This window comes from Streptomyces sp. Wb2n-11 (assembly GCF_001049855.1).
GTDB classification, from domain to species: domain Bacteria; phylum Actinomycetota; class Actinomycetes; order Streptomycetales; family Streptomycetaceae; genus Streptomyces; species Streptomyces altiplanensis.
The window spans coordinates 1346696-1365799 of the sequence record NZ_CVPB01000001.1 but is presented as its reverse complement, the minus strand read 5'-3'; the positions used below and the strand labels follow the sequence as shown (position 1 = coordinate 1365799).

Sequence of the window (19104 nt, the reverse complement as noted above, 5' to 3'; positions counted from 1 at the left end):
CCCCGGTCGCGGGAAGGGGCGGACGGGGGAAGGGGACTCCCTAAGCTGGGAAGCATGTACGCGCAACGCGCATCCCGGCTCGACGGCGCCGTCGTCTGGACCCGCACGATGCCCGCCGCCCCCGCTCCCGTTCCCGCGCATCCCGTCCTGCCGGACGGCTGCATGGACCTGCTCCGGACCGAGGGCGAGCTGTACGTCGCGGGGCCCGACACCCGTGCCCACTCACCCGGCGAGGGCCCCGGTGGCGCGGGCGCCCGCTACGACGGGGTGCGGTTCGCACCCGGCGCCGGACCCGCGTTCTTCGGTGTACCCGCGCACGAGCTGCGCGACCGGCGCGTGCCCCTGACCGACCTGTGGTCCGCGGCCCGGGTGCGCGCCCTGGCCGGCCCGGTCACGGGCGCGGCCGACCCGGCGGCCGCGCTGGAGGACCTGGTCCTGCGGCACGCGGCGGACACGGAGCCCCCCGACCCGGTGCTGCGCGCCGTCGCCCGCCGGCTGGACGCGGGCAGTACCGTCGCCGCGGCCGCGGACGCCGCCGGGATCGGCGCCCGGCAACTGCACCGCCGCTCACTGGCGGCCTTCGGGTACGGCCCCAAGACGCTGGCCAGGATCCTCCGGCTCCAGCGCGCCCTGACCCTCGTGCGCGGCGGCGTGCCGTTCGCCGACGCCGCCCTCGCCGCGGGCTGCGCCGACCAGGCGCACCTCTCCCGCGAGATGCGCGACCTGGCCGGGACGACGCTGGGCGCCTACGCGGCGTCGGCGAACAGGGAGACACCGCAGCCGTCGGGGTCCAGCACCACCGCGTAACGCTGTCCCCAGACGGCGTCCCAGGGCTTGAGGTGCCCGCGGTGTCCGGCGGCGACCAGGGCCTCGTACACCGCGTCGACCTCGGCCGGGCCGTCGCACCGGAAGGCGAGGCCGACCCGGTCGCCGCCCCCCTCGGGCCTGGTCCAGTCCGGGTCGAAGGAACGGACGGTCTCCTCGGTGTCCCACAGCACGCGCAACCCGCCGGGCAGGGTCGCTTCGACGTGCGGGGCGGTGTCGGCCCCGGCGGGGACGTCCAGTCCGAGGAGACGGTAGAAGGCGAGCGAGGCGGCCATGTCGGCGGTCACGATCGCGACGGCATCAAGTCGTGGAGTCATGGACCCAACGTAGGCGGACGGCCGGGCCCCGCTCTTGAAGGAATCGGACACCGGCGGACGTCATCGCTCCGTAAGGGTCCGGACGGCCGTCGGCGCCGGTACGCGTCTCCGCCCACGGCCTGATCGGCGAGGCCCGTGCGGGACGGGCCGGCGTACGGAACGTGAAGGGCGGCTGCCGCTTCGGGGTCACGCTTCCGGCGGCGCCGCCGGTCCCGTAGGTGTCCCGGGCGGGGAGCGGATCGTCCGCCGGTCAGCCCTCGGGGCGCAGGAGCCCGCGCGCGTACGCCTTGGCCAGCCGCTGCGGCACGCGGTACACCGAGCCGTCGACGGTGACGGGGACGAGCTGCGGCGTGGTGGCCTTCCACTGGGCGCGCCGGTGACGAGTGTTGCTGCGGGACATCTTCCGCTTGGGTACGGCCATGGGTACCTCCTGGGGTGAACGGGGTCGGGGTCGCGGCCACCGAACGCTATATGCAAATGGATCCCATGTTCAATTGTGGCTCTGGTTGCGGGGGCTCGACCGGCGTGCAAATCCGGGCGTATCGTGACAACAAGATGCGACGCGGGTCGGACCCATGGGGGTCGTGATGCTCGATGAGCTTGTGATGGCGGGGGCGGCGGTGCTGTCTGCCGGTGCGCTCTACACGATGGCGGCGGCCAGAGTGGTGCGGCAGTACGAGCGGGGTGTGGTCTTCCGCCTGGGACGGCTCCGGGGGAACGTCCGCGGGCCCGGCTTCACCATGATCATTCCTGGCGTGGACCGGATGCACAAGGTGAACATGCAGATCGTGACCCTGCCGGTGCCCGCGCAGGACGGCATCACCAGGGACAACGTCACGGTCCGGGTGGACGCGGTGATCTACTTCAAGGTGGTGGACGCCGCCGAGGCCGTCGTGAGGGTGGAGGACTACCGGTTCGCGGTCTCGCAGATGGCGCAGACCTCGCTGCGGTCGATCATCGGCAAGAGCGAACTGGACGATCTGCTGTCGAACCGGGAGAAGCTCAACCAGGGCCTGGAGCTGATGCTCGACAGCCCGGCGGTCGGGTGGGGCGTGTCGATCGACCGGGTGGAGATCAAGGACGTCTCGCTGCCGGAGACGATGAAGCGCTCGATGGCCCGGCAGGCGGAGGCGGACCGGGAGCGGCGGGCGCGGGTCATCAACGCGGACGCGGAGCTCCAGGCTTCGAAGAAGCTGTCGGAGGCGGCGGGGGTCATGTCCGAGCAGCCGGCGGCGCTGCAGTTGCGGCTACTGCAGACCGTGGTGGCGGTCGCGGCCGAGAAGAACTCGACGCTGGTGCTGCCCTTCCCGGTGGAGCTGCTCCGGTTCTTGGAGCGGGCGGCGCAGCAGCGGGAGCCGTCGCCGTCGCAGCAGGGACGGCCGCGTGACGAGACGCAGCCCCGGACCCGGCCCGCCGAGCGCGAGCACGAGGTGCAGCGCGAGCCCCAGGCGCAGCGTGAGACCCGGCTGCCGCTCGCGGACGAGGTGCCGGGCCTGTCCGAGCGGCCGCCCGCGGTCGCCGGCTAGCCGGGCTTCACCCCGGCCCCGGGCGCCCTCCGGACGTGTCCCCGATCGCCGGAGCCCGGAGCCCGGAGCCGGGTGTCCGGAGCCCGGCGAAAGGGAGGCGTCGGACGTCAGGCCGTGGCGGAGATGGTGGAGAGGCCGGCCGCCGACGCGGCAAGGGCGTCCAGGACCGGCCTGATCAGAGGGTGGTGCTCCGCCCCCCGCCGCACCGCGGCGAACACGCGGCGGGTCGCCGCCGGCCCCGAGACCGGGCGTACCACCGTGTCCTTCAGCTCCATCCCGCGCAGCGCCGAACGCGGTACCAGCGCCACCCCCGCCCCCGCGCCCGCCAGCGCCACCACCGCGCGGAAGTCGTCCGAGGAGTGCACGAGGCGCGGCTGGAAGCCGGCGAGTTCGCAGGCCAGCAGCATCACGTCGTGGCAGGGGTTGCCGGGATACGGGCCGATCCAGTCGCTGTCGGCCAGCTCCGCGAGCGAGACCGTGGGGGCCTGGCCCAGTGGATGCGAAGCGTGCAGTACGGCGTCGAAGGGCTCCGCGTAGAGCGGCACGCGCGCGAGGCGCCGGTCGTCCTCGTGCGGTGCGCCCCGGTACTCGACGGCCAGGGCTACGTCCACCTCCCCGTCCAGCACCAGCGCCAGGCTCTCGTCGCCCTCGGCGTCCCGCACCCGTACGCGAACGTCCGGGTGGCGGTCCGCGAGACGGCCGATCGCCGGGGCGAGCACCTCCGCGATCCCCGTCGCGAACCCCACCACCCGCACCTCGCCGGCCGCCCCGCCCGCGTACGCCGCGAGCTCGGCCTCGGCCCGCTCCAGCTGCGCCAGTACGGCATGGGTGTGGGCCAGCAGGATGTCGCCGGCCGCCGTCAGTCGTACGCCCCTGCCGCTGCGGGTCAGCAGGGTGTGGCCGGTCTCCTGCTCCAGTGCGGCGAGCTGCTGGGACACGGCGGAGGGGGTCAGATACAGCGCGGCGGCTGCGGCGGTCACCGTCCGGTGGTCCGCCACGGCCCGCAGGATGCGCAGTCGTCTGGGGTCGATCACCCCGCCATTGTCGCCCGCGCGTCGACGAAGGCGGCCACGGCCCGCTCGACGTCGGCGGTGGAGTGCGCGGCCGAGAGCTGGACCCGGATGCGGGCCGCGCCCATCGGGACGACGGGGTACGAGAAGCCGATCACGTACACCCCGCGCTCCAGCAGCAGCTCGGCCATCCGGCCCGCTTCCGCCGCGTCGCCGATCATGACGGGCGCGATGGCGTGGTCGCCGGGCAGGATCTCGAAGCCGGCCTCGGTCATCTTCGTACGGAAGAGCTTGGTGTTGGCGGCGAGGTGCTCGCGCAGCTCGCCCGCCGACTCCAGCAGGTCGAGGACCTTGACCGACGCGGCGGCGATCACCGGGGCGAGGGAGTTGGAGAAGAGGTACGGGCGCGAACGCTGGCGCAGCAGCTCCACGATCTCGGCGCGGGCCGCGACGTAGCCGCCGGACGCGCCGCCGAGCGCCTTGCCGAGGGTGCCGGTGATGATGTCGACGCGGTCCATCACGCCGTGCAGTTCGGGGGTGCCGCGGCCGTCGGGGCCGACGAAGCCGACGGCGTGCGAGTCGTCGACCATGACCATGGCGTCGTAGCGGTCGGCCAGGTCGCAGATCTCGGCGAGCGGGGCGACGTAACCGTCCATCGAGAAGACGCCGTCGGTGACGATCAGGCGGCGGCGGGCGTCCTGAGCGCTCTTGAGCTGCTGCTCCAGGTCGGCGAGGTCGCGGTTGGCGTAGCGGTGGCGGCGGGCCTTGGACAGGCGGATGCCGTCGATGATCGACGCGTGGTTGAGGGCGTCGGAGATGACCGCGTCCTCGGGGCCGAGGAGGGTCTCGAAGACGCCGCCGTTGGCGTCGAAGCAGGAGGAGTAGAGGATCGTGTCCTCCTGGCCCAGGAAGGCGGAGAGGCGCTGCTCCAGCTCCTTGTGGATCTCCTGGGTGCCGCAGATGAAGCGTACGGACGCCATGCCGTAGCCCCAGCGGTCGAGGGCGTCCTTGGCGGCGGCGACGACCTCGGGGTGGTCGGCGAGACCGAGGTAGTTGTTGGCGCAGAAGTTGAGCACCTCGCCGGAGGGGACGGAGACGGAGGCGCTCTGGGGAGTGGCGATGACGCGCTCGGGCTTGTGGAGGCCGGCGGCGCGGATCTCGTCGAGGGTGGTGCGGAGGTCGTCGCGGACGGAGGTGTACATGGGGTGGCTCTCCTGGCGGTGAGTGGGGTGGTGGGCGGGCAGGGGGAAGGCCCCGCCAGGGGTTACGTCGTCCAGTCGAGGATGATCTTGCCGCTGCGGGCCGTCGCCGCCTCGTCGAAGGCCGCGTCGAAGTCCTGGTGGGCGTAGCTGCCCGTGATGACGGGGCTGAGGTCCAGGCCGCCCTCCAGCAGCACCGTCATGGCGTACCACGTCTCGTACATCTCACGGCCGTAGATCCCCTTGACGGTGATCATCGACGTGACGATCTTCGACCAGTCGACGGCGAACTCCTCGGCCGGCAGGCCGAGCATCGCGATCCGCCCGCCGTGCGTCATGTTGGCGACCATGTCGCGCATCGCCTCGGGCCGGCCCGACATCTCCAGGCCGATGTCGAAGCCCTCCCTGAGGCCCAGCTGCCGCTGCGCGTCGGCGATGTCCGACTGCGCGACATTGAGCGCGAGCGTCGCACCGGCCTTGCGGGCGATCTCCAGGCGGGGCTCGCTGACATCGGTGATCACGACGTTGCGCGCACCGGCGTGCCGGGCGACGGCCGCCGCCATGATGCCGATCGGGCCCGCGCCGGTGATCAGTACGTCCTCGCCGACCAGCGGGAACGAGAGCGCGGTGTGCACGGCATTGCCGAACGGGTCGAAGATCGCGGCCACGTCCAGGTCCACCTTCGTGCGGTGCACCCACACGTTGGACGCGGGCAGGGCGACGTACTCGGCGAAGGCGCCGTCGCGTCCGACACCGAGCCCGACGGTGGAGCGGCACAGGTGCCGACGGCCGGCGAGGCAGTTGCGGCACTTCCCGCAGACCAGGTGTCCCTCGCCGCTCACCAGGTCGCCGACCGCGATGTCCGCGACGTCGGAGCCGACGGCCGCGACTTCGCCCACGAACTCGTGGCCGAGGACGAGCGGGGTGGAGACGGCCTGCCGGGCCCAGCCGTCCCAGGACCTGATGTGCAGGTCCGTGCCGCAGATGCCGGTACGGAGCACCTTGATCAGCACATCACCGGGGCCCGTCTCCGGCTCCGGCACGTCCATGAGCCACAGCCCGGGCTCGGCGTACTGCTTGACAAGTGCCTTCATGGCTGCGGCTCCAGGCGGGACGGGTGCGAGGCGATCGTGAACGCGTACCAATCTGACGTCCCGCGGCCCCCGCGGTCCATCGAGGATTTCTTAACCGGGCCAACAGCGCAGCTTCACGCGGGCGGGCCGAACCCACCGAATGGGCGGTCACCCGCCCGCCCGGCGGACCGGAACCGCCGGGGTATAGAAAAGACCGTCCGTGACCCCCGGGTCCCGCCATCCCAGGAAGGAACCCCGATGACCGTGACCGACGACCCCGTACTCCTGCGCACGGAAGGGCACGCCGGGTACCTCACGCTCAACCGCCCCGGGGCCATCAACGCCCTGAACCACGCCATGGTGAACCGGATCGCCGGGGCCCTCGCGGCCTGGGAGCGGGACCCGGAGGTCGCGACCGTGGTGATCACCGGGGCGGGGGAGCGCGGCCTGTGCGCGGGCGGGGACATCCGGTCGATCTACGAGGACGCCCGTACCGGCGGCGGCGCCTCGGCGGCGTTCTGGCGCGACGAGTACCGGCTCAACGCGTACATCGCCCGCTTCCCCAAGCCGTACGTCGCGATCATGGACGGCATCGTGATGGGCGGCGGCGTCGGGGTCTCCGCCCACGGCAGCGTCCGCGTCGTCACGGAACGCTCCCGGGTGGCCATGCCCGAGACCGGCATCGGCTTCGTGCCGGACGTCGGCGGCACCTGGCTGCTGTCGCGGGCCCCCGGTCTGCTCGGTACGCACCTGGCGCTCACCGGGGCGGCGGTGGGCGCGGGGGACGCGTTGCTGTGCGGGCTCGCCGACCACTTCGTACCGGCGGAGCGGCTGCCGGCCCTCCTCGCGGACCTCGCGACGGACCCGGCGCGGGACGCGCTGCCGAAGTACGCCCGCCACGCGCCGGAGGCCGAACTGGCAGCGCACCGCGACTGGATCGACCACTGCTACGCGGCCGGCACGGTCGAGGAGATCGTGGAGCGGCTCCTGACCTGCGGTGAACCGGCGGCCAAGGAGACCGCCGGGGCGATCCTCGCCAAGTCTCCGGTCGCGCTCAAGGTCACCCTGGCCGCGATGCGCAGGGCAGGGGAACTCACCACGCTGGAGCAGGTCCTGGAGCAGGAGTACCGCGTCTCGTGCGCGGCGCTGTCCTCGCCCGACCTGGTCGAGGGCATCCGGGCCCAGGTGATCGACAAGGACCGCGCCCCGCGCTGGTTGCCGCCCGGCCTCGCGGAGGTCACGGCCGAAGACGTGGCCCGCTTCTTCGCCCCGCTCGGGAAGGAATTCGGGGAGGAGGGGGACCGTACGTAATCCGCGCGCGTCCGGGCGGCGGCGGGCCGGCCGGCCCGCGGTCACGCCCGCAGGGCGTGCGCCGGGCGGGTGCTGCGGTGTCCGTGTTCCGGACGGATGCGCCACTCGTGCGCCGGCCCCGCTGGTCGGCGGAACGTACGGCAACACCGGCTCGGAGGCCGTCGACGGCGAACGCTGCCGGCACGTCTTCCTGTTCGTCCTCGACGCCGGGGGGCTCCTCCGCCCCGGTCTGTACGGCCGTGTCCCGGCCCCCCCGCGGCCTCGCACGTGCGAACTCCCCGCTGTACCGGCGCTCGTACCGACCGGCTTCGACCGGCTCGTCGCGAGCCCGTGCCGGGCACCGGGTCCGGCGTCTTCCCTCCCCAGCACGTGCCGGACGCGGCATCGCCGGTGGCACCCCGGCTCCGGCGGCACCCGCCGCCCTCCCACCCCGCCCCCGGCGGGCCACGGGCAGGAGCGCGGATCTCCGGCAACTCCGGGCGTTCCGGAACCCGATGGAGGCATTTCCCGCCCTGGCCTACGTGCCGTCCGCCGCCCGGCGTACCGTGATGACGTTGTCGGAGATCTTGCCGCCGGGAGGGTACGCAAACCATGGAAGGTGTGGTTCCGCGACAGCGTGCCGTGTCCGGCCGGATCCCGCTCGCCGTCGCTGTGGTGGACGGCGACGGCCTCGTCTCGCACTGGAGTTCCGGCGCGCAGCGGCTCTTCGGCCCCCGCAGGGAGGATGCCGTGGGCGCCCCCGCCGCCGACCTGCTGCCCGTCTTCGGGGCCCTGACCTCTTCCTACGAGTACGACGGCTTAGTTCCGGGGGCCGGCAGGCCGCCCGGTGGCGGTCTCGCCGGCCACCTCACGTCCGGGCGTGCCAAGTGCGCGCGGACGGGCGGCTCCGACCGGGACACCGGTTCCGGTTCTCTGGACGTGCTGTGGTGGGCGTACCCGTTGGCCGTACCGGGGCCCGAGCGGCTGCTGGTACTGGCCGCCGACGCCTCCCCGCTGGGCGGCGACGGGGATCCGCACGAGCGTGTCGTCCCCGGTTTCGCGCTGCACACCGAATTCCCGGGGGCGGACCGGCTCGCCGACCGGCTGCCCGACATCCTCCCCCAGATGGGTCCGGCCACGGCCGGCCGGATCGTGTCGCAGATGCTCGAACTGGGTTATCCGGTACTGGAGATCAGTACGCACGAGCGGGTCCCGGTCACACCCGACTGGGGCGTACCGAAGCGCGGTGAGCGCCGGGCACGCACCGCCACGGCGGGCGGCGGTCCCACGGCCGCCGAAAGGCCGCCCACGGGTACGGTCCAGGACGTCGGCCCGGACCAGGACCTCGAATACGCCGCGGTGCGCGAGCGGCTGGAGTTCCTCAACGAGGTGAGCGGCCGCATCGGCAGCTCGCTCGACCTGGCCCGCACGATCCGTGAGGTCACCAGTGCCGCCGTACCCCGCTTCGCGGACTTCGCGGGCACCCACCTGCGGGTGCGGGTCCTCGACGGCGAGGAGTTCCCGGACGGACCGCCGGACGTGACCACCGACTGGCGCCGGGTATGGGTGGAGCACAACGACGAGCCGGGCCGCTGGGACGACACCGTCCCCGTCGGGGAGGAGCTGACCTTTCCCGAGGACACCCCGTTCTTCCAGTGCATGGTGACGGGGGAGCCCGTGCTCCTCCCGCACATCGGGAACGACCTGAGCGAACGCATCTCCGCCCGGTTCGAGAAGCGGGACCTGCGCCCCCTGATCGGCGGCCGGTCACTGCTGGTCGTACCGCTCGTGGCGCGCACGGTGGTGCTCGGCTTCATGGTGCTGATGCGCCGCCCGGGCCGCGAGCCGTTCACCGACATGGACCGCAGGACCGGCGCCGAGCTCGCCGCCCGGGCCGGACTCGTCCTGGACAACGCCCGCATGTACACCTACCAGCAGCAGGTCGCCGAGACGCTGCAGGAGAGCATGCTCCCGAAGGTCGCCCCCCGCATGGCCGGCTGCGACCTCGCCACCCGCTACCTGCCGGGCACCGCGCTGGGCCGGGTCGGCGGCGACTGGTTCGACGCCGTCCGGCTTCCCGGTTCCCGTACGGCGCTGGTCGTCGGGGACGTGATGGGGCACGGGCTGAACGCGGCCGCCATGATGGGCCAGCTGCGCACCGCCGTGCACACCATGGCCGCCCTGGACATCCCGCCGGCGCGGCTGCTGCGCAACCTCGACGATCTGGCGCACCGGCTCGGCGACCACTACCTCGCCACCTGCCTGTACGCCGTCTACGACCCGGTCGCCGGCGAGCTGCTGATCTCCAGCGCCGGGCATCTGCCTCCCGTGCTCGTACGGGCCGAGACCGGCCGCTCGGAGCTGATCGACGTGCCCGGTGGCGCGCTGATCGGCCTCGGAGGTGTGGCGTTCGGCACCGCACGGGTGCCTGTGTCACCGGGCGACCGGCTGGTGCTGTGCACGGACGGGCTGGTCGAGGAGCGCGGCGAGGACATCGGAACCGGCCTGGCGGCGTTGTGCGAGTCGGCGGCGCACCCGGCCGCCTCCATGGACGCGGCGTGCGACACGATCATCCGGACGCTGGCCGTGTCGACGGCCGGGGAGTCCGGCGGGCGCAAGGACGACATCGCGCTGCTGATGGCCCGGCTGAACGGCATGCCGCCCGAGGACATGGCGGTGTGGCAGCTGGAGCCCGCGACGGCCGACGTGCGCCGGGCCCGGCGGCTGGTGGACGGTCAACTGGAGCGCTGGGGGCTGCCGGAGCTGGCCGACACCACCCGGCTGCTGGTGAGCGAGGTCGTCACCAACGCGGTACGGCACGCGGGCGGGCGGCCCGTGGAACTGCGTCTGGTGCGCGCGGACACCCTGCTGTGCGAGGTGTCGGACGCGGACCACACGCTGCCCGTGCTGCGGGAGGCGGGGCCGGAGGAGGAGTGCGGGCGCGGTCTCCGGCTGGTGAGCCGGCTCGCCCACCGGTGGGGAGCGAGCCACTCAGGGGCGGGCAAGGTGGTCTGGTTCGAGCAGGAACTGCCGCCGGGAGCGCGCTCCGGGACGGGAAGCTCCCGGACGGGAAGCGGATGACGTCCGGCCGGAGGGTCCGGACGGCGCTGCCGGGGTAGGAACCGGGCGGCGAAGGGCAGCAGGGCCGGGTGACACCACCGTGCCCTCCGATCCGTCGTCCGTCCGTCCATCCGCACCGGGAGCATCCGATGACCCTGACCGACCGTTACGTACACGCATGGGAAAGCTACTGGGGCGACACCCCGGACGTGCCCGGCGAAGCGATCTGGGACAGCGATCCGTCGCTGACCGCCGCACCCCACCTGGAACTGTTCGCGCCGCACGCCGACCCGGCGTTACCCGTGGTCGACCTCGGATGCGGGAACGGTACGCAGACCCGCTACCTGGCACGCCACTTCCCCCGCGCCGTGGGCATAGACGTCTCACACGCGGGGATAGCCCGCGCGCGACGGGCGGACTCCGCGGGCACGGTGGAGTTCAGGCAGCTCAACGCCACCGACACGGCGGCCGTGCGGGAGCTGCACCAGCGGCTCGGCGACAGCAACGTCTACCTGCGTGCCGTCATCCACCAGAGCGATCCGCCGGACCGGCCACTGATCGCGGCGGCGGTCGCGGAGCTGGTGGGGGAGCGGGGACGTGCCTTCGTGGCGGAGCTGACCGCCGAGGCGAAGACCGTGCTGCGGGAGCTCATGCGGGAGCCCGGCGGACCGCCGCCGAAGCTGGCGCGGGTCTTCGCACACGGGCTGAAACCGGCCGGGTCCGAGGACCGCGAAGTACCGGATCTCCTGCGTGCGTCGGGGCTCACCGTCCTGGCGGCCGGCCGTACCGCCCTCGCCCAGACGGAGTTCCGGGCGGACGGCACCCGCATAGACCTGCCCGCGCAGTGGCTGATAGTGGGCCGCACCGGCTGAGCCGTCGTCAGGCCGTCGAAAACGCTTGGCGCGGTTCCGGGGGGCCGGGCTAAGGTGTGACCGTTCCTCGCGGTGGCCGGTGGCCGCCGTATGCCAGTGGTGTGTGATCCGGGAGGTGTGACCGATGGCTGTCTCTTCGATGGGCGCTGCCCTCATCCAGAAGTTCATCAATTCCACTCCCGTGGCCACCGGCTGACCTTCCTCTCTTCCCGCGCCTGTGTGCGCGTGCCGGGGCCGCCCTTGTGAAGGGTCACCCCTTGTCTTCGTCTTCCTCTTTCGCCTCGTCGTCCGAGGTCTCCTCTCCGTCGCACCCTCTCGCCCGCTACGGCTGGGACGAGGGGTGGGAGGCGGAGTTCGCCCCGTACGCCGCGCAGGGCCTGCTGCCCGGCCGTGTCGTACGGGTCGACCGGGGCCGGTGCGACGTCCTCACCGCCGACGGCGTCGTCCGCGGCGACACCACCTATGTGACTTCGCACGATCCGCTGCGGGTCGTCTGCACCGGTGACTGGGCCGCCGTCGACCCCGTCGGCGATCCCCGGTTCGTACGGGCGTACCTGCCGCGCCGCACCGCGTTCGTACGGTCCACCTCGTCCGCCCGGTCCGAGGGGCAGATCCTCGCGGCCAACGTCGACCACGCGATCATCGCGGTCTCGCTCGCCGTCGAGCTGGACCTCGGGCGGATCGAGCGCTTCCTGGCGCTGGCCTGGGAGTCCGGCGCCCAGCCGCTGGTGGTCCTCACCAAGTCCGACCTGGTGCCGGACGCCACCGGGCTCTCGTACCTCGTCGAGGACGTGGAGACCACCGCGCCCGGCGTGCGGGTGCTGCCCGTCAGTTCCGCCACGGGCGACGGCATCGACGTGCTCACCGCGGTCGTGTCGGGCGGTACGAGCGTGCTGCTCGGGGTGTCCGGTGCGGGGAAGTCGACGCTGGCCAACGCGCTGCTCGGCGCCGACGTCATGGAGGTCCGGGCCATCCGTGACGTCGACGGCAAGGGCCGGCACACCACCACCACCCGCAACCTCCTCGCCCTGCCCGGCGGCGGAGTCCTCATCGACACGCCCGGTCTGCGCGGCGTGGGGCTGTGGGACGCCGAGGCGGGTGTCGGGCAGGTCTTCTCCGAGATCGAGGAGCTGGCGGCACAGTGCCGGTTCCACGACTGCGCGCACGAGTCGGAGCCGGGCTGCGCCGTGCTGGCCGCGCTGGAGGAGGGCGCGCTGCCGGAGCGCCGGCTGGAGAGCTACCGCAAACTGCTGCGGGAGAACCGGCGCATCGTCGCCAAGACCGACGCGAGGCTGCGCGCGGAGATCGGGCGCGAGTGGCGGCTGAAGACCGCGCAGGGGCGGGCCGGCATGGAAGCCAAGCGGGGCGGCGGCGGCAGGCGGCGGTAGGGGCGGTGCCGGGACCGGGGTTCCGGGGTCTGCGGTTCTGCCCCGTACCCCAGTCCCCGGGTCCCGGGCCGGGAGTGACCGTGCCGCTCGCGGCCACTCCCGGTCCGTCCGGGGCCGTGTCCGAATTCCGCCAGTCGGCTCTGCGGGGCCGGCGCACACTGGATGGCGTGAGGGACGAAGAGAGCAAGTACGAGGCGGTGAGCAGCCGCGACGCGCGTTTCGACGGGGAGTTCTTCTTCGCCGTCGTGACCACCGGCATCTACTGCCGGCCGAGCTGCCCCGCCGTCACCCCCAAGCGCAAGAACGTGCGCTTCTACCCGACCGCGGCCGCCGCCCAGAGCAACGGCTTCCGGGCCTGCCGCCGCTGCCGCCCCGACGCCGTACCGGGCTCCGCCGACTGGAACGCGCGCGCCGACGTCGTCGGCCGCGCCATGCGGATGATCGGCGACGGGATCGTGGACCGCGAAGGTGTGCCCGGCCTCGCGGGCCGGCTCGGCTACAGCACCCGGCAGGTCCAGCGGCAGCTGACCGGCGAACTGGGCGCCGGGCCCGTCGCGCTCGCCCGCGCGCAACGCGCGCACACCGCCCGGGTGCTCCTCCAGACCACCGGACTGCCCGTCACGGAGATCGCGTTCGCCTCCGGCTTCGCGAGCGTGCGGCAGTTCAACGACACGATCCGCCAGATCTACGCCCGCACCCCCAGCCTCCTGCGCGCGGAGTCCGGAACCGGGACCGCGGGCCCCTCCGGCGCGGGCCCCGCCCTCGCCGGAGGGATTCCGCTGCGGCTGGCCTACCGCGGGACGTACGCCGCCGGAGCGGTCTTCGACCTGCTCGCCGGCGAGGCGGTGCCCCGCGTCGAGGAGATGCTCGGCGAGCCCGGTGCCCGCACCTACCGGCGCACCCTGCGCCTGCCGTACGGAACGGGCATCGCCGCCGTCGACGAGGCGCCGCACAGCGGCTGGCTCGAGGCCCGGATCCACCTCACCGACCTGCGCGACCTCACCACCGCCGTCCAGCGGCTGCGCAGGCTCTTCGACCTGGACGCCGACCCGTACGCCGTCGACGAGCGGCTCGCCGCCGACCCGGCGCTGGCGCCGCTGGTCGCCGCCCGCCCCGGACTGCGCTCGCCGGGCGCGGCGGACCCCGACGAGTTCGCGCTGCGGGCGCTGGTGGGCCGGGAGGCCGCGGCCGGGCTCGTCGAGGCGTACGGGAAGGTCCTGGACCAGCCGTGCGGCGCGCTGACCCACGTCTTCCCCGAGCCGGCCGCCCTCGCCGGGGCCGAGGACCCGGCGCTGCGGGGGCTGGCGGCCGCGCTCGCCGACGGCGTCGTACGCCTCGGCCCGGGAGCGGACCGCGACGAGGCGGAGCGGGCACTGTGCGCCCTGCCCGGTGTCGGCGCGCGGACGGCCGCGCTGATCCGGATGAGGGCGCTCGGCGATCCCGACGTGGCGCCGGAGGGCGAGGGCTTCCCCTCCGGGACGGAGTCCGACGCGTGGCGGCCCTGGCGGTCGTACGCGGTACGCCACCTCTGGACGGCGTGACGCTCCCGGCACGCGTCCGGCGCCGTGCGGGCCCCGGCCTCGGTGGCTCTTCCCCGACCGCACGCGCGGCGGAACGCGCCGCCGGTGCGGCTCGGACGGCTGCGGCAACGCGGCCGGGTGCGCCGCCACTCCGCCCGTACGCACGCCTCGGGCGGGACGAGCCGTACCGGACCCGGGCTCAGCCCGGCCGGCCGACGGCGACGCCGCTCATGCGCCGTCCTCCGCTGCCCTGGCCTTGCGGAAAGTCCGGCGCAGGTCGTCGACCCAGGCGTCGGGGGCTTCCCAGGGGATGAAGTGGCCGCCTCCGTCGTGGGCGGTGAGGTTGACGTGGTGGTACCAGTCGGCGCGGTCCCCGGCGAGCCAGTGCTCGACGCGTTGCGCGGTGGTGACGCCGGGCGGGTTCTCGTAGCCGACGAAGGTGATGCCGGTGGGGGCTTCGACGGCGGGGGTGCGGGATGGGCGGGGGTCCAGGGGTAACGGTTGGCGTTGGCGTAGTAGCGCATCGAGGTGCCGATGGTGTTGGTGGCCCAGAAGATCGTGGCGTGGGTGAGGAGGTCGTCCTTGGTGAAGACGGTCTCGATGTCGCCGTGGTTGTCGCTCCAGTTGACCCACCGCTCCAGGAGCCAGGCGAGCAGGCCGACGGGGGAGTCGCTCAGGCCGTGGGCGAGCGTGCTGGGGGCGATGACGTGGGCGGCCAGATGGACGGCGAAGCGGCGGTCGAGGGCGACGACGCGGGCGTGGACGTCGTCGGGCAGACCGTCGGGGAGGGGCCGGCCGCCGCTGAAGTCCCAGGCGCGGTCGCCGTTGAAGAAGGTGAGCTTCTGGCCGGAGCCGATGTGGATGCCGTGGAGTTCGTCCGCGTACTTGTGGCCGAGCTGACCGGTGACCAGGGCGCCGATGTCGCAGCCGCCGGCGGCGTACCGCGTGTGACCGAGGGTGTCGGTCATGAGGGTGTGCCAGAGGTCGGCGACCTTCCAGAAGTTCATGTCCGGGTGGTCGGGCAGCGGGGAGGAGAAGCCGAAACCGGGCAGGGAGGGGACGACGACGTCGAAGGCGTCGGCGGGGTCGCCCCCGAAGGCGGTGGGGTCGGCGAGGGGGTCGACGACCTTGGACCAGTGCCAGAAGGTCCAGGGCCAGCCGTGGGTGAGGATGAGCGGGACCGGGGCGGGGCCGGTCCCGGGCCTGCGCATGAAGTGGACCGGTACGCCGTTCACGCGCACCTGGTAGTGCTGGTAGGCGTTGATGGCGGCTTCGGCCTTGCGCCAGTCGTACTGGTGGAGCCAGTAATCGGCCAGTTCCTGGAGGTACGAGCGGCCGACGCCGTAGGACCAGTCGCTGTTTCCGGCGTCGTCGGGCAGGCGGGTGAGCTCCAGGCGCCGCCTGAGGTCGTCCAGTACGGCGTCGGGCACATGGACGGGCGTCGGGTCCAGCGGGAAGCGCGGCGTGTCTGTCACGGTGGATTCCTTCCGGTACGGGAGGGGCGGCACCGCCGTACGTCAGGGCCGGTCGTCCATCAGCGCGGCCATGCGGGCCAGCGCGGGAAGGGCGGCGGCGATGGCGTGCCGTTCCTCGGGGGCGAGGCGACCTGCCAGCTGGGAGAAGCGGCGGACCCGTTCTCGGCGGCGGCCGTGGACGACCTCCGCGCCGGCGTCCGTCACCCGGACCAGAACGGCGCGGCGGTCGTCCGGGTCGGGACGGCGTTCCACCAGTCCCTCGCGCTCCAGGCGGGTGACGAGCTGGGTGACGGCCGGCTGGGTGATCTGCTCGGTCGCTGTCAGTGCGGTCAGCCGCATGGGGCCTTCGCGGGTCAGGGTGTGCAGGACGGACAGCGTGGTGAAACTGTGCTTGTCACGGGCCGGGAGCCGGATGTTGCTGCGGGTGAACTCCTCTACGACCGAGTTGAGTTCGGCGGCGTCGAAGTCCGGGCTGCGGTGTCCTGCCATGAGCCCGAATATATCAAGGACTTATCTAAACTGCTTATGCAATTCATGACCGGGCGGGCGGTTCCTGGCCCGGACCCCGGCTGTGGGTCTTCTGTGGAGGGCCCCGGATCAGCTCCTCGCCGAAGTGCGGCCCGGCCAGTGCGGCCCGGACTCGCCCCGGATGCCCACCCCGCGCACCGGCCACGGCTTCGGGCCGCGGGGTCGTCGACCACCAGTGCGGCCTTCGGGTTCGCCCGGAGGCCGCGCCGTAGGCGTGCGCGCCCGGCACCGCTGCGCGCGGTCATGGCGCCGGCCCCGCGCGCCTGCCGTGTCCCGCACATCGGCACATCGGCGCAACGGCTCAGGACTTCGGACGGCCGGGCGCCGGGCCGGGAACGGACCTCGGGCCGGCCTTCGGCCGGGCGCTCTTCAGCCCCGGAGCACCGCGCCCACCCAGGCACCGACCACCAGCAGGGACGCGAACAGTTCCACGAGCACCGGGTATCCGACGGCGCGCATGACCATGCGGGTCGAGGCCCAGCCGCCGCCGTGGCTGCCGAGCCGCGCCCGCTCCACCCCGTAGATCCCTCCGACGAACCCCACGATCCCGCCCACCACCGGCAGCAGGAAGAACCCGGCGATCCCGGCGATCCCTCCCACCGCGAGCGTCCGCGGCGGAGCGCCCGACTCGTGGTGGCGGCGGGCGGGGAGCAGCGGTTTGAGCGCCTGGTTGAGCAGGAGCAGCACGGTCGCGCCGATCAGTACGCCCCAGGCGAGCCTGGTCTTCTCGTCCAGCGCCCACCAGAGCACGGCCGCCCAGACGATCGCCTGCCCCGGCACGCCCGGCGCCAGCACACCGAGCAGGCCGAGCAGCATGACGAGGCCGACCAGAAGGAGCTGCCACACGCCCATCTGTCCAGAGTGCGGGACCCGGGCCGTCTTCGCAGGCCCGAGAGCCCGCCCGGGAGAGCACTCCCGCCGACCGGTCAGTGCCTGGCCACCCAGCCCCGTTCGTACGCATGCCAGCCGAGCTGCAGCCTGGTCGTCACGCCCGCCAGTTCCATCAGCCCCTTCACCCGGCGCTGCACCGTCCGCAGGCCCAGCTCCAGCTGTTTGGCGACGCTCGCGTCCGTCATCCCGGCGAGCAGCAGCGACAGCACCTGGAGATCCGTGGCGTCGGGGCTCGGCAGCCCCTGCTCCGACACCACCCCGTCCGCCCCGAGCCGCAGCGGCAGGGCTTCCCGCCACACCGCCTCGAAGAGCCCGGTCAGGGACTCCAGCAGCCCGCTCGCGTGCACGACCAGAGCCGCGGGTTCCGCGCCGCGCCCCGTCAGCGGCACCATCGCGACGGTGCGGTCCGCGACGACCAGCTTGGTCGGCACCGCCTCCACCACCCGGACCTGCTCCCCGCGCCCCAGCGCCGCCGACACCTCGGCGATCCCGGTGGGCAGCGCGAGCACCGCGCGCTCGATCACCACCCGGTACGTCACGCCGCGGGTCGCCGCCCGCTCCTCCGCCTCGTTGTCCATACCGGTGATCGCGATCGGATTCCCGGTCACCAGCGCGCACACCTCCTCGGCCGCACCGAGCCGGAGCTGCACGAAGCGGTGCGCCACGGCGCTGGTCCCGGTCACCACCTCGACCAGATCGTGCACCGCGGGCTCGGCCGCCTCCGCCCGGTACTCCTCCGTGAGCAGCGCCGCCGTCAGCTCCGCCTGCTCCAGCTCGTGCCGCTGCCGGGTGAGCAGCGCGCCCAGCGCGACCCCGGGCGGCGCCGCCACCCAGCGCCCCGTACGGGCCGACGACCGGGCGGCGAGCCCCTGGCGCTCCAGGCGGCGCAGCGCGCGCTCCGTGTCCGCCTCGGGAAGCGTCAGCCGGTGCGCGAGATCGGGGACCTCCGCGGCGCCGAGCGCGACGAGCGCGCGGTACGTCGACTCCTGTGCCTCGTCCAGACCAATGGCTCCCAGCACCCCTCCGCACCCCTCCCCGGACGCTTCGATTCCGCACCATCTCCCCGATCTTGCCCACTGGCTCGTGGCGGGAAGCGGCCACGGCGTAAACCCGCCGCACGCATCATCCCCCCACCCCTCGCCACTCTGCCAATGGGGCGCCACCACAGCACCACCAGCCTCCGGCAACACCGCTTTTGTGCAGGATTCGCCAGGGTGGGGCGATGTGTCCGATATCGCGTACGGTGCTGGGGGCGTTGGCCGCCGCCGGCCCCGCCGTCACCGTGATCGCGCCGTCCGGGGTCCGGCCGCAGGAGGACGTGGCGGGGAAGAGACCGCTGACCGGCAGCGAGGCCGCGGGGGAGAAGGGGGACAGGACGGTCACGGTCACCCTCGTCACCGGCGACGAGGTGCTGGTGAGCAGGGACGGACCGGGGCCGCCGACTGCACCGACCCGATGAGCGTCGCCGCCGGGCAACTCGCGCGGAACAAAGGCACGTTGTTCGTCGTCGCGGCGGGCAACACCGGCCCGTCCCCGAGCGCCGTCTCCCCGCCCGGCTACACGTCCGGCGGCTCACCGCCGTGAAGCTGTCGCACTCGTACGACGACGGTGAGATCCGGACCGATGCCAAGGTGGCCGGGCGGTCGGGCAGTTGGACGGCGGCCGTGAACCACGCGGGAGCGTCGGGCCGGCCGGTCACGCTGAAGACCGAACTGACGGACGCGAAGGGGAGTTCCGTCGCCCAGGTCGTGGCGCGCGCCCACGAGGTGCGTTGGCCGCGCGTCTGCCGAAAGCCGTCTACCGGGCATCCTTCCCGTGGGGGAGGGGACGCCCGGCGGGCTTCTTTTTCCCGATGCCCCGTTTTCGTACGGCCCGAGCGGTGGACAATAAGGGACATGAGCCAGCAGGGGGAGAGGCGCACCACCGACGAGGACCAGTGGTGGAGCCGGCTGTACGGCGACGGGACCGCCCCGGACACGGGCCCCGCGCCCACGGGCGACACCCTGGACGACCGTTTCGACTCCGCGGCGGGCACGGTGGCGCCCCCGTCCGCGCCACCGCCGCAGTCGCTCCCGGCCCCGCGCCTTCCGGAGCTGCCGCCTTCGTGGAGGCCGGGCCGGGCTCCCGCGG

At 73.4% G+C, this 19104-nt stretch carries 17 protein-coding genes and 1 pseudogene; 9 read left to right on the top strand and 9 right to left on the bottom strand.

Annotated features, from left to right (window positions below; translation table 11 throughout):
• Nucleotides 1-54: 54 nt before the first annotated feature.
• Nucleotides 55-807: a helix-turn-helix domain-containing protein gene (locus BN1555_RS06035; RefSeq protein WP_176709968.1), complete on the top strand. Its 753-nt coding sequence runs from the start codon at nucleotides 55-57 to the stop codon at nucleotides 805-807.
• Here the strand turns inward: BN1555_RS06035 and BN1555_RS06030 are convergent.
• Nucleotides 747-1142, bottom strand: coding sequence for a VOC family protein (locus tag BN1555_RS06030; RefSeq protein WP_093803223.1), 396 nt, complete (start codon nucleotides 1140-1142; stop codon nucleotides 747-749). The two genes, BN1555_RS06035 and BN1555_RS06030, sit on opposite strands and share 61 nt — an antisense overlap.
• Before the next feature lie 250 nt (nucleotides 1143-1392).
• A complete protein-coding gene (rpmF, locus tag BN1555_RS06025) occupies nucleotides 1393-1563 on the bottom strand; it encodes a 50S ribosomal protein L32 (protein WP_093798415.1) in 171 nt (56 codons plus the stop codon).
• Between the two features lie 166 nt (nucleotides 1564-1729).
• On the opposite strand from rpmF, the gene BN1555_RS06020 reads away from it, so the two are divergent.
• A complete protein-coding gene (locus BN1555_RS06020; protein ID WP_093803221.1) occupies nucleotides 1730-2668 on the top strand; it encodes a slipin family protein in 939 nt (312 codons plus the stop codon).
• 107 nt (nucleotides 2669-2775) lie between these two features.
• Here the strand turns inward: BN1555_RS06020 and BN1555_RS06015 are convergent, their stop codons facing one another.
• The 3 genes from BN1555_RS06015 to tdh form a co-directional block, all read right to left on the bottom strand.
• Nucleotides 2776-3702, bottom strand: a complete 927-nt coding sequence (locus tag BN1555_RS06015; RefSeq protein ID WP_093798414.1) for a LysR family transcriptional regulator — start codon at nucleotides 3700-3702, stop codon at nucleotides 2776-2778.
• Nucleotides 3699-4880: a glycine C-acetyltransferase gene (locus tag BN1555_RS06010; RefSeq protein ID WP_093798413.1), complete on the bottom strand. Its 1182-nt coding sequence runs from the start codon at nucleotides 4878-4880 to the stop codon at nucleotides 3699-3701. Before BN1555_RS06010 ends, BN1555_RS06015 begins: the two co-directional genes overlap by 4 nt.
• Before the next feature lie 62 nt (nucleotides 4881-4942).
• Complete coding sequence (tdh, locus tag BN1555_RS06005) at nucleotides 4943-5971, bottom strand: L-threonine 3-dehydrogenase (RefSeq protein ID WP_093798412.1); 1029 nt, start codon at nucleotides 5969-5971, stop codon at nucleotides 4943-4945.
• A 243-nt stretch (nucleotides 5972-6214) separates the two neighbouring features.
• Here tdh and BN1555_RS06000 point away from each other — a divergent pair, with 243 nt between their 5' ends.
• From BN1555_RS06000 to BN1555_RS05975, 5 genes are all read left to right on the top strand, one after another.
• Nucleotides 6215-7261 (top strand): enoyl-CoA hydratase/isomerase family protein, encoded by a 1047-nt coding sequence (locus tag BN1555_RS06000; RefSeq protein WP_093803220.1) that lies wholly within the window; start codon nucleotides 6215-6217, stop codon nucleotides 7259-7261.
• Between the two features lie 591 nt (nucleotides 7262-7852).
• Nucleotides 7853-10321: an ATP-binding SpoIIE family protein phosphatase gene (locus BN1555_RS05990; RefSeq protein ID WP_093798411.1), complete on the top strand. Its 2469-nt coding sequence runs from the start codon at nucleotides 7853-7855 to the stop codon at nucleotides 10319-10321.
• 128 nt (nucleotides 10322-10449) lie between these two features.
• Entirely contained in the window at nucleotides 10450-11172 is a 723-nt protein-coding gene (locus tag BN1555_RS05985) for a class I SAM-dependent methyltransferase (RefSeq protein ID WP_093798410.1), read from the top strand.
• Between the two features lie 257 nt (nucleotides 11173-11429).
• The gene (gene rsgA / locus BN1555_RS05980; RefSeq protein ID WP_093798409.1) at nucleotides 11430-12560 is read left to right on the top strand and encodes a ribosome small subunit-dependent GTPase A; all 1131 of its coding nucleotides are present in this window, start codon (nucleotides 11430-11432) and stop codon (nucleotides 12558-12560) included.
• 167 nt (nucleotides 12561-12727) lie between these two features.
• A complete protein-coding gene (locus BN1555_RS05975; protein ID WP_093803219.1) occupies nucleotides 12728-14101 on the top strand; it encodes a DNA-3-methyladenine glycosylase 2 family protein in 1374 nt (457 codons plus the stop codon).
• Between the two features lie 207 nt (nucleotides 14102-14308).
• On the opposite strand, the pseudogene BN1555_RS05970 reads toward BN1555_RS05975, so the two are convergent.
• From BN1555_RS05970 to BN1555_RS05955, 4 genes and pseudogenes are all read right to left on the bottom strand, one after another.
• Nucleotides 14309-15555 (bottom strand): annotated as a pseudogene (locus BN1555_RS05970) (epoxide hydrolase family protein).
• Between the two features lie 42 nt (nucleotides 15556-15597).
• On the bottom strand, nucleotides 15598-16044 hold the full coding sequence (locus BN1555_RS05965) for a MarR family winged helix-turn-helix transcriptional regulator (RefSeq protein WP_093798408.1): 447 nt from the start codon (nucleotides 16042-16044) through the stop codon (nucleotides 15598-15600).
• A 408-nt stretch (nucleotides 16045-16452) separates the two neighbouring features.
• Nucleotides 16453-16935 (bottom strand): DUF456 domain-containing protein, encoded by a 483-nt coding sequence (locus BN1555_RS05960; RefSeq protein ID WP_093798407.1) that lies wholly within the window; start codon nucleotides 16933-16935, stop codon nucleotides 16453-16455.
• A 74-nt stretch (nucleotides 16936-17009) separates the two neighbouring features.
• The gene (locus tag BN1555_RS05955; RefSeq protein ID WP_093798406.1) at nucleotides 17010-17993 is read right to left on the bottom strand and encodes a helix-turn-helix domain-containing protein; all 984 of its coding nucleotides are present in this window, start codon (nucleotides 17991-17993) and stop codon (nucleotides 17010-17012) included.
• Between the two features lie 203 nt (nucleotides 17994-18196).
• Here BN1555_RS05955 and BN1555_RS05950 point away from each other — a divergent pair, with 203 nt between their 5' ends.
• A complete protein-coding gene (locus BN1555_RS05950; protein WP_141662812.1) occupies nucleotides 18197-18433 on the top strand; it encodes a hypothetical protein in 237 nt (78 codons plus the stop codon).
• On the top strand, nucleotides 18430-18558 hold the full coding sequence (locus BN1555_RS40170; RefSeq protein ID WP_255305902.1) for a hypothetical protein: 129 nt from the start codon (nucleotides 18430-18432) through the stop codon (nucleotides 18556-18558). The genes BN1555_RS05950 and BN1555_RS40170 overlap by 4 nt, the downstream gene beginning before the upstream one ends.
• Nucleotides 18559-19104: the final 546 nt, after the last annotated feature.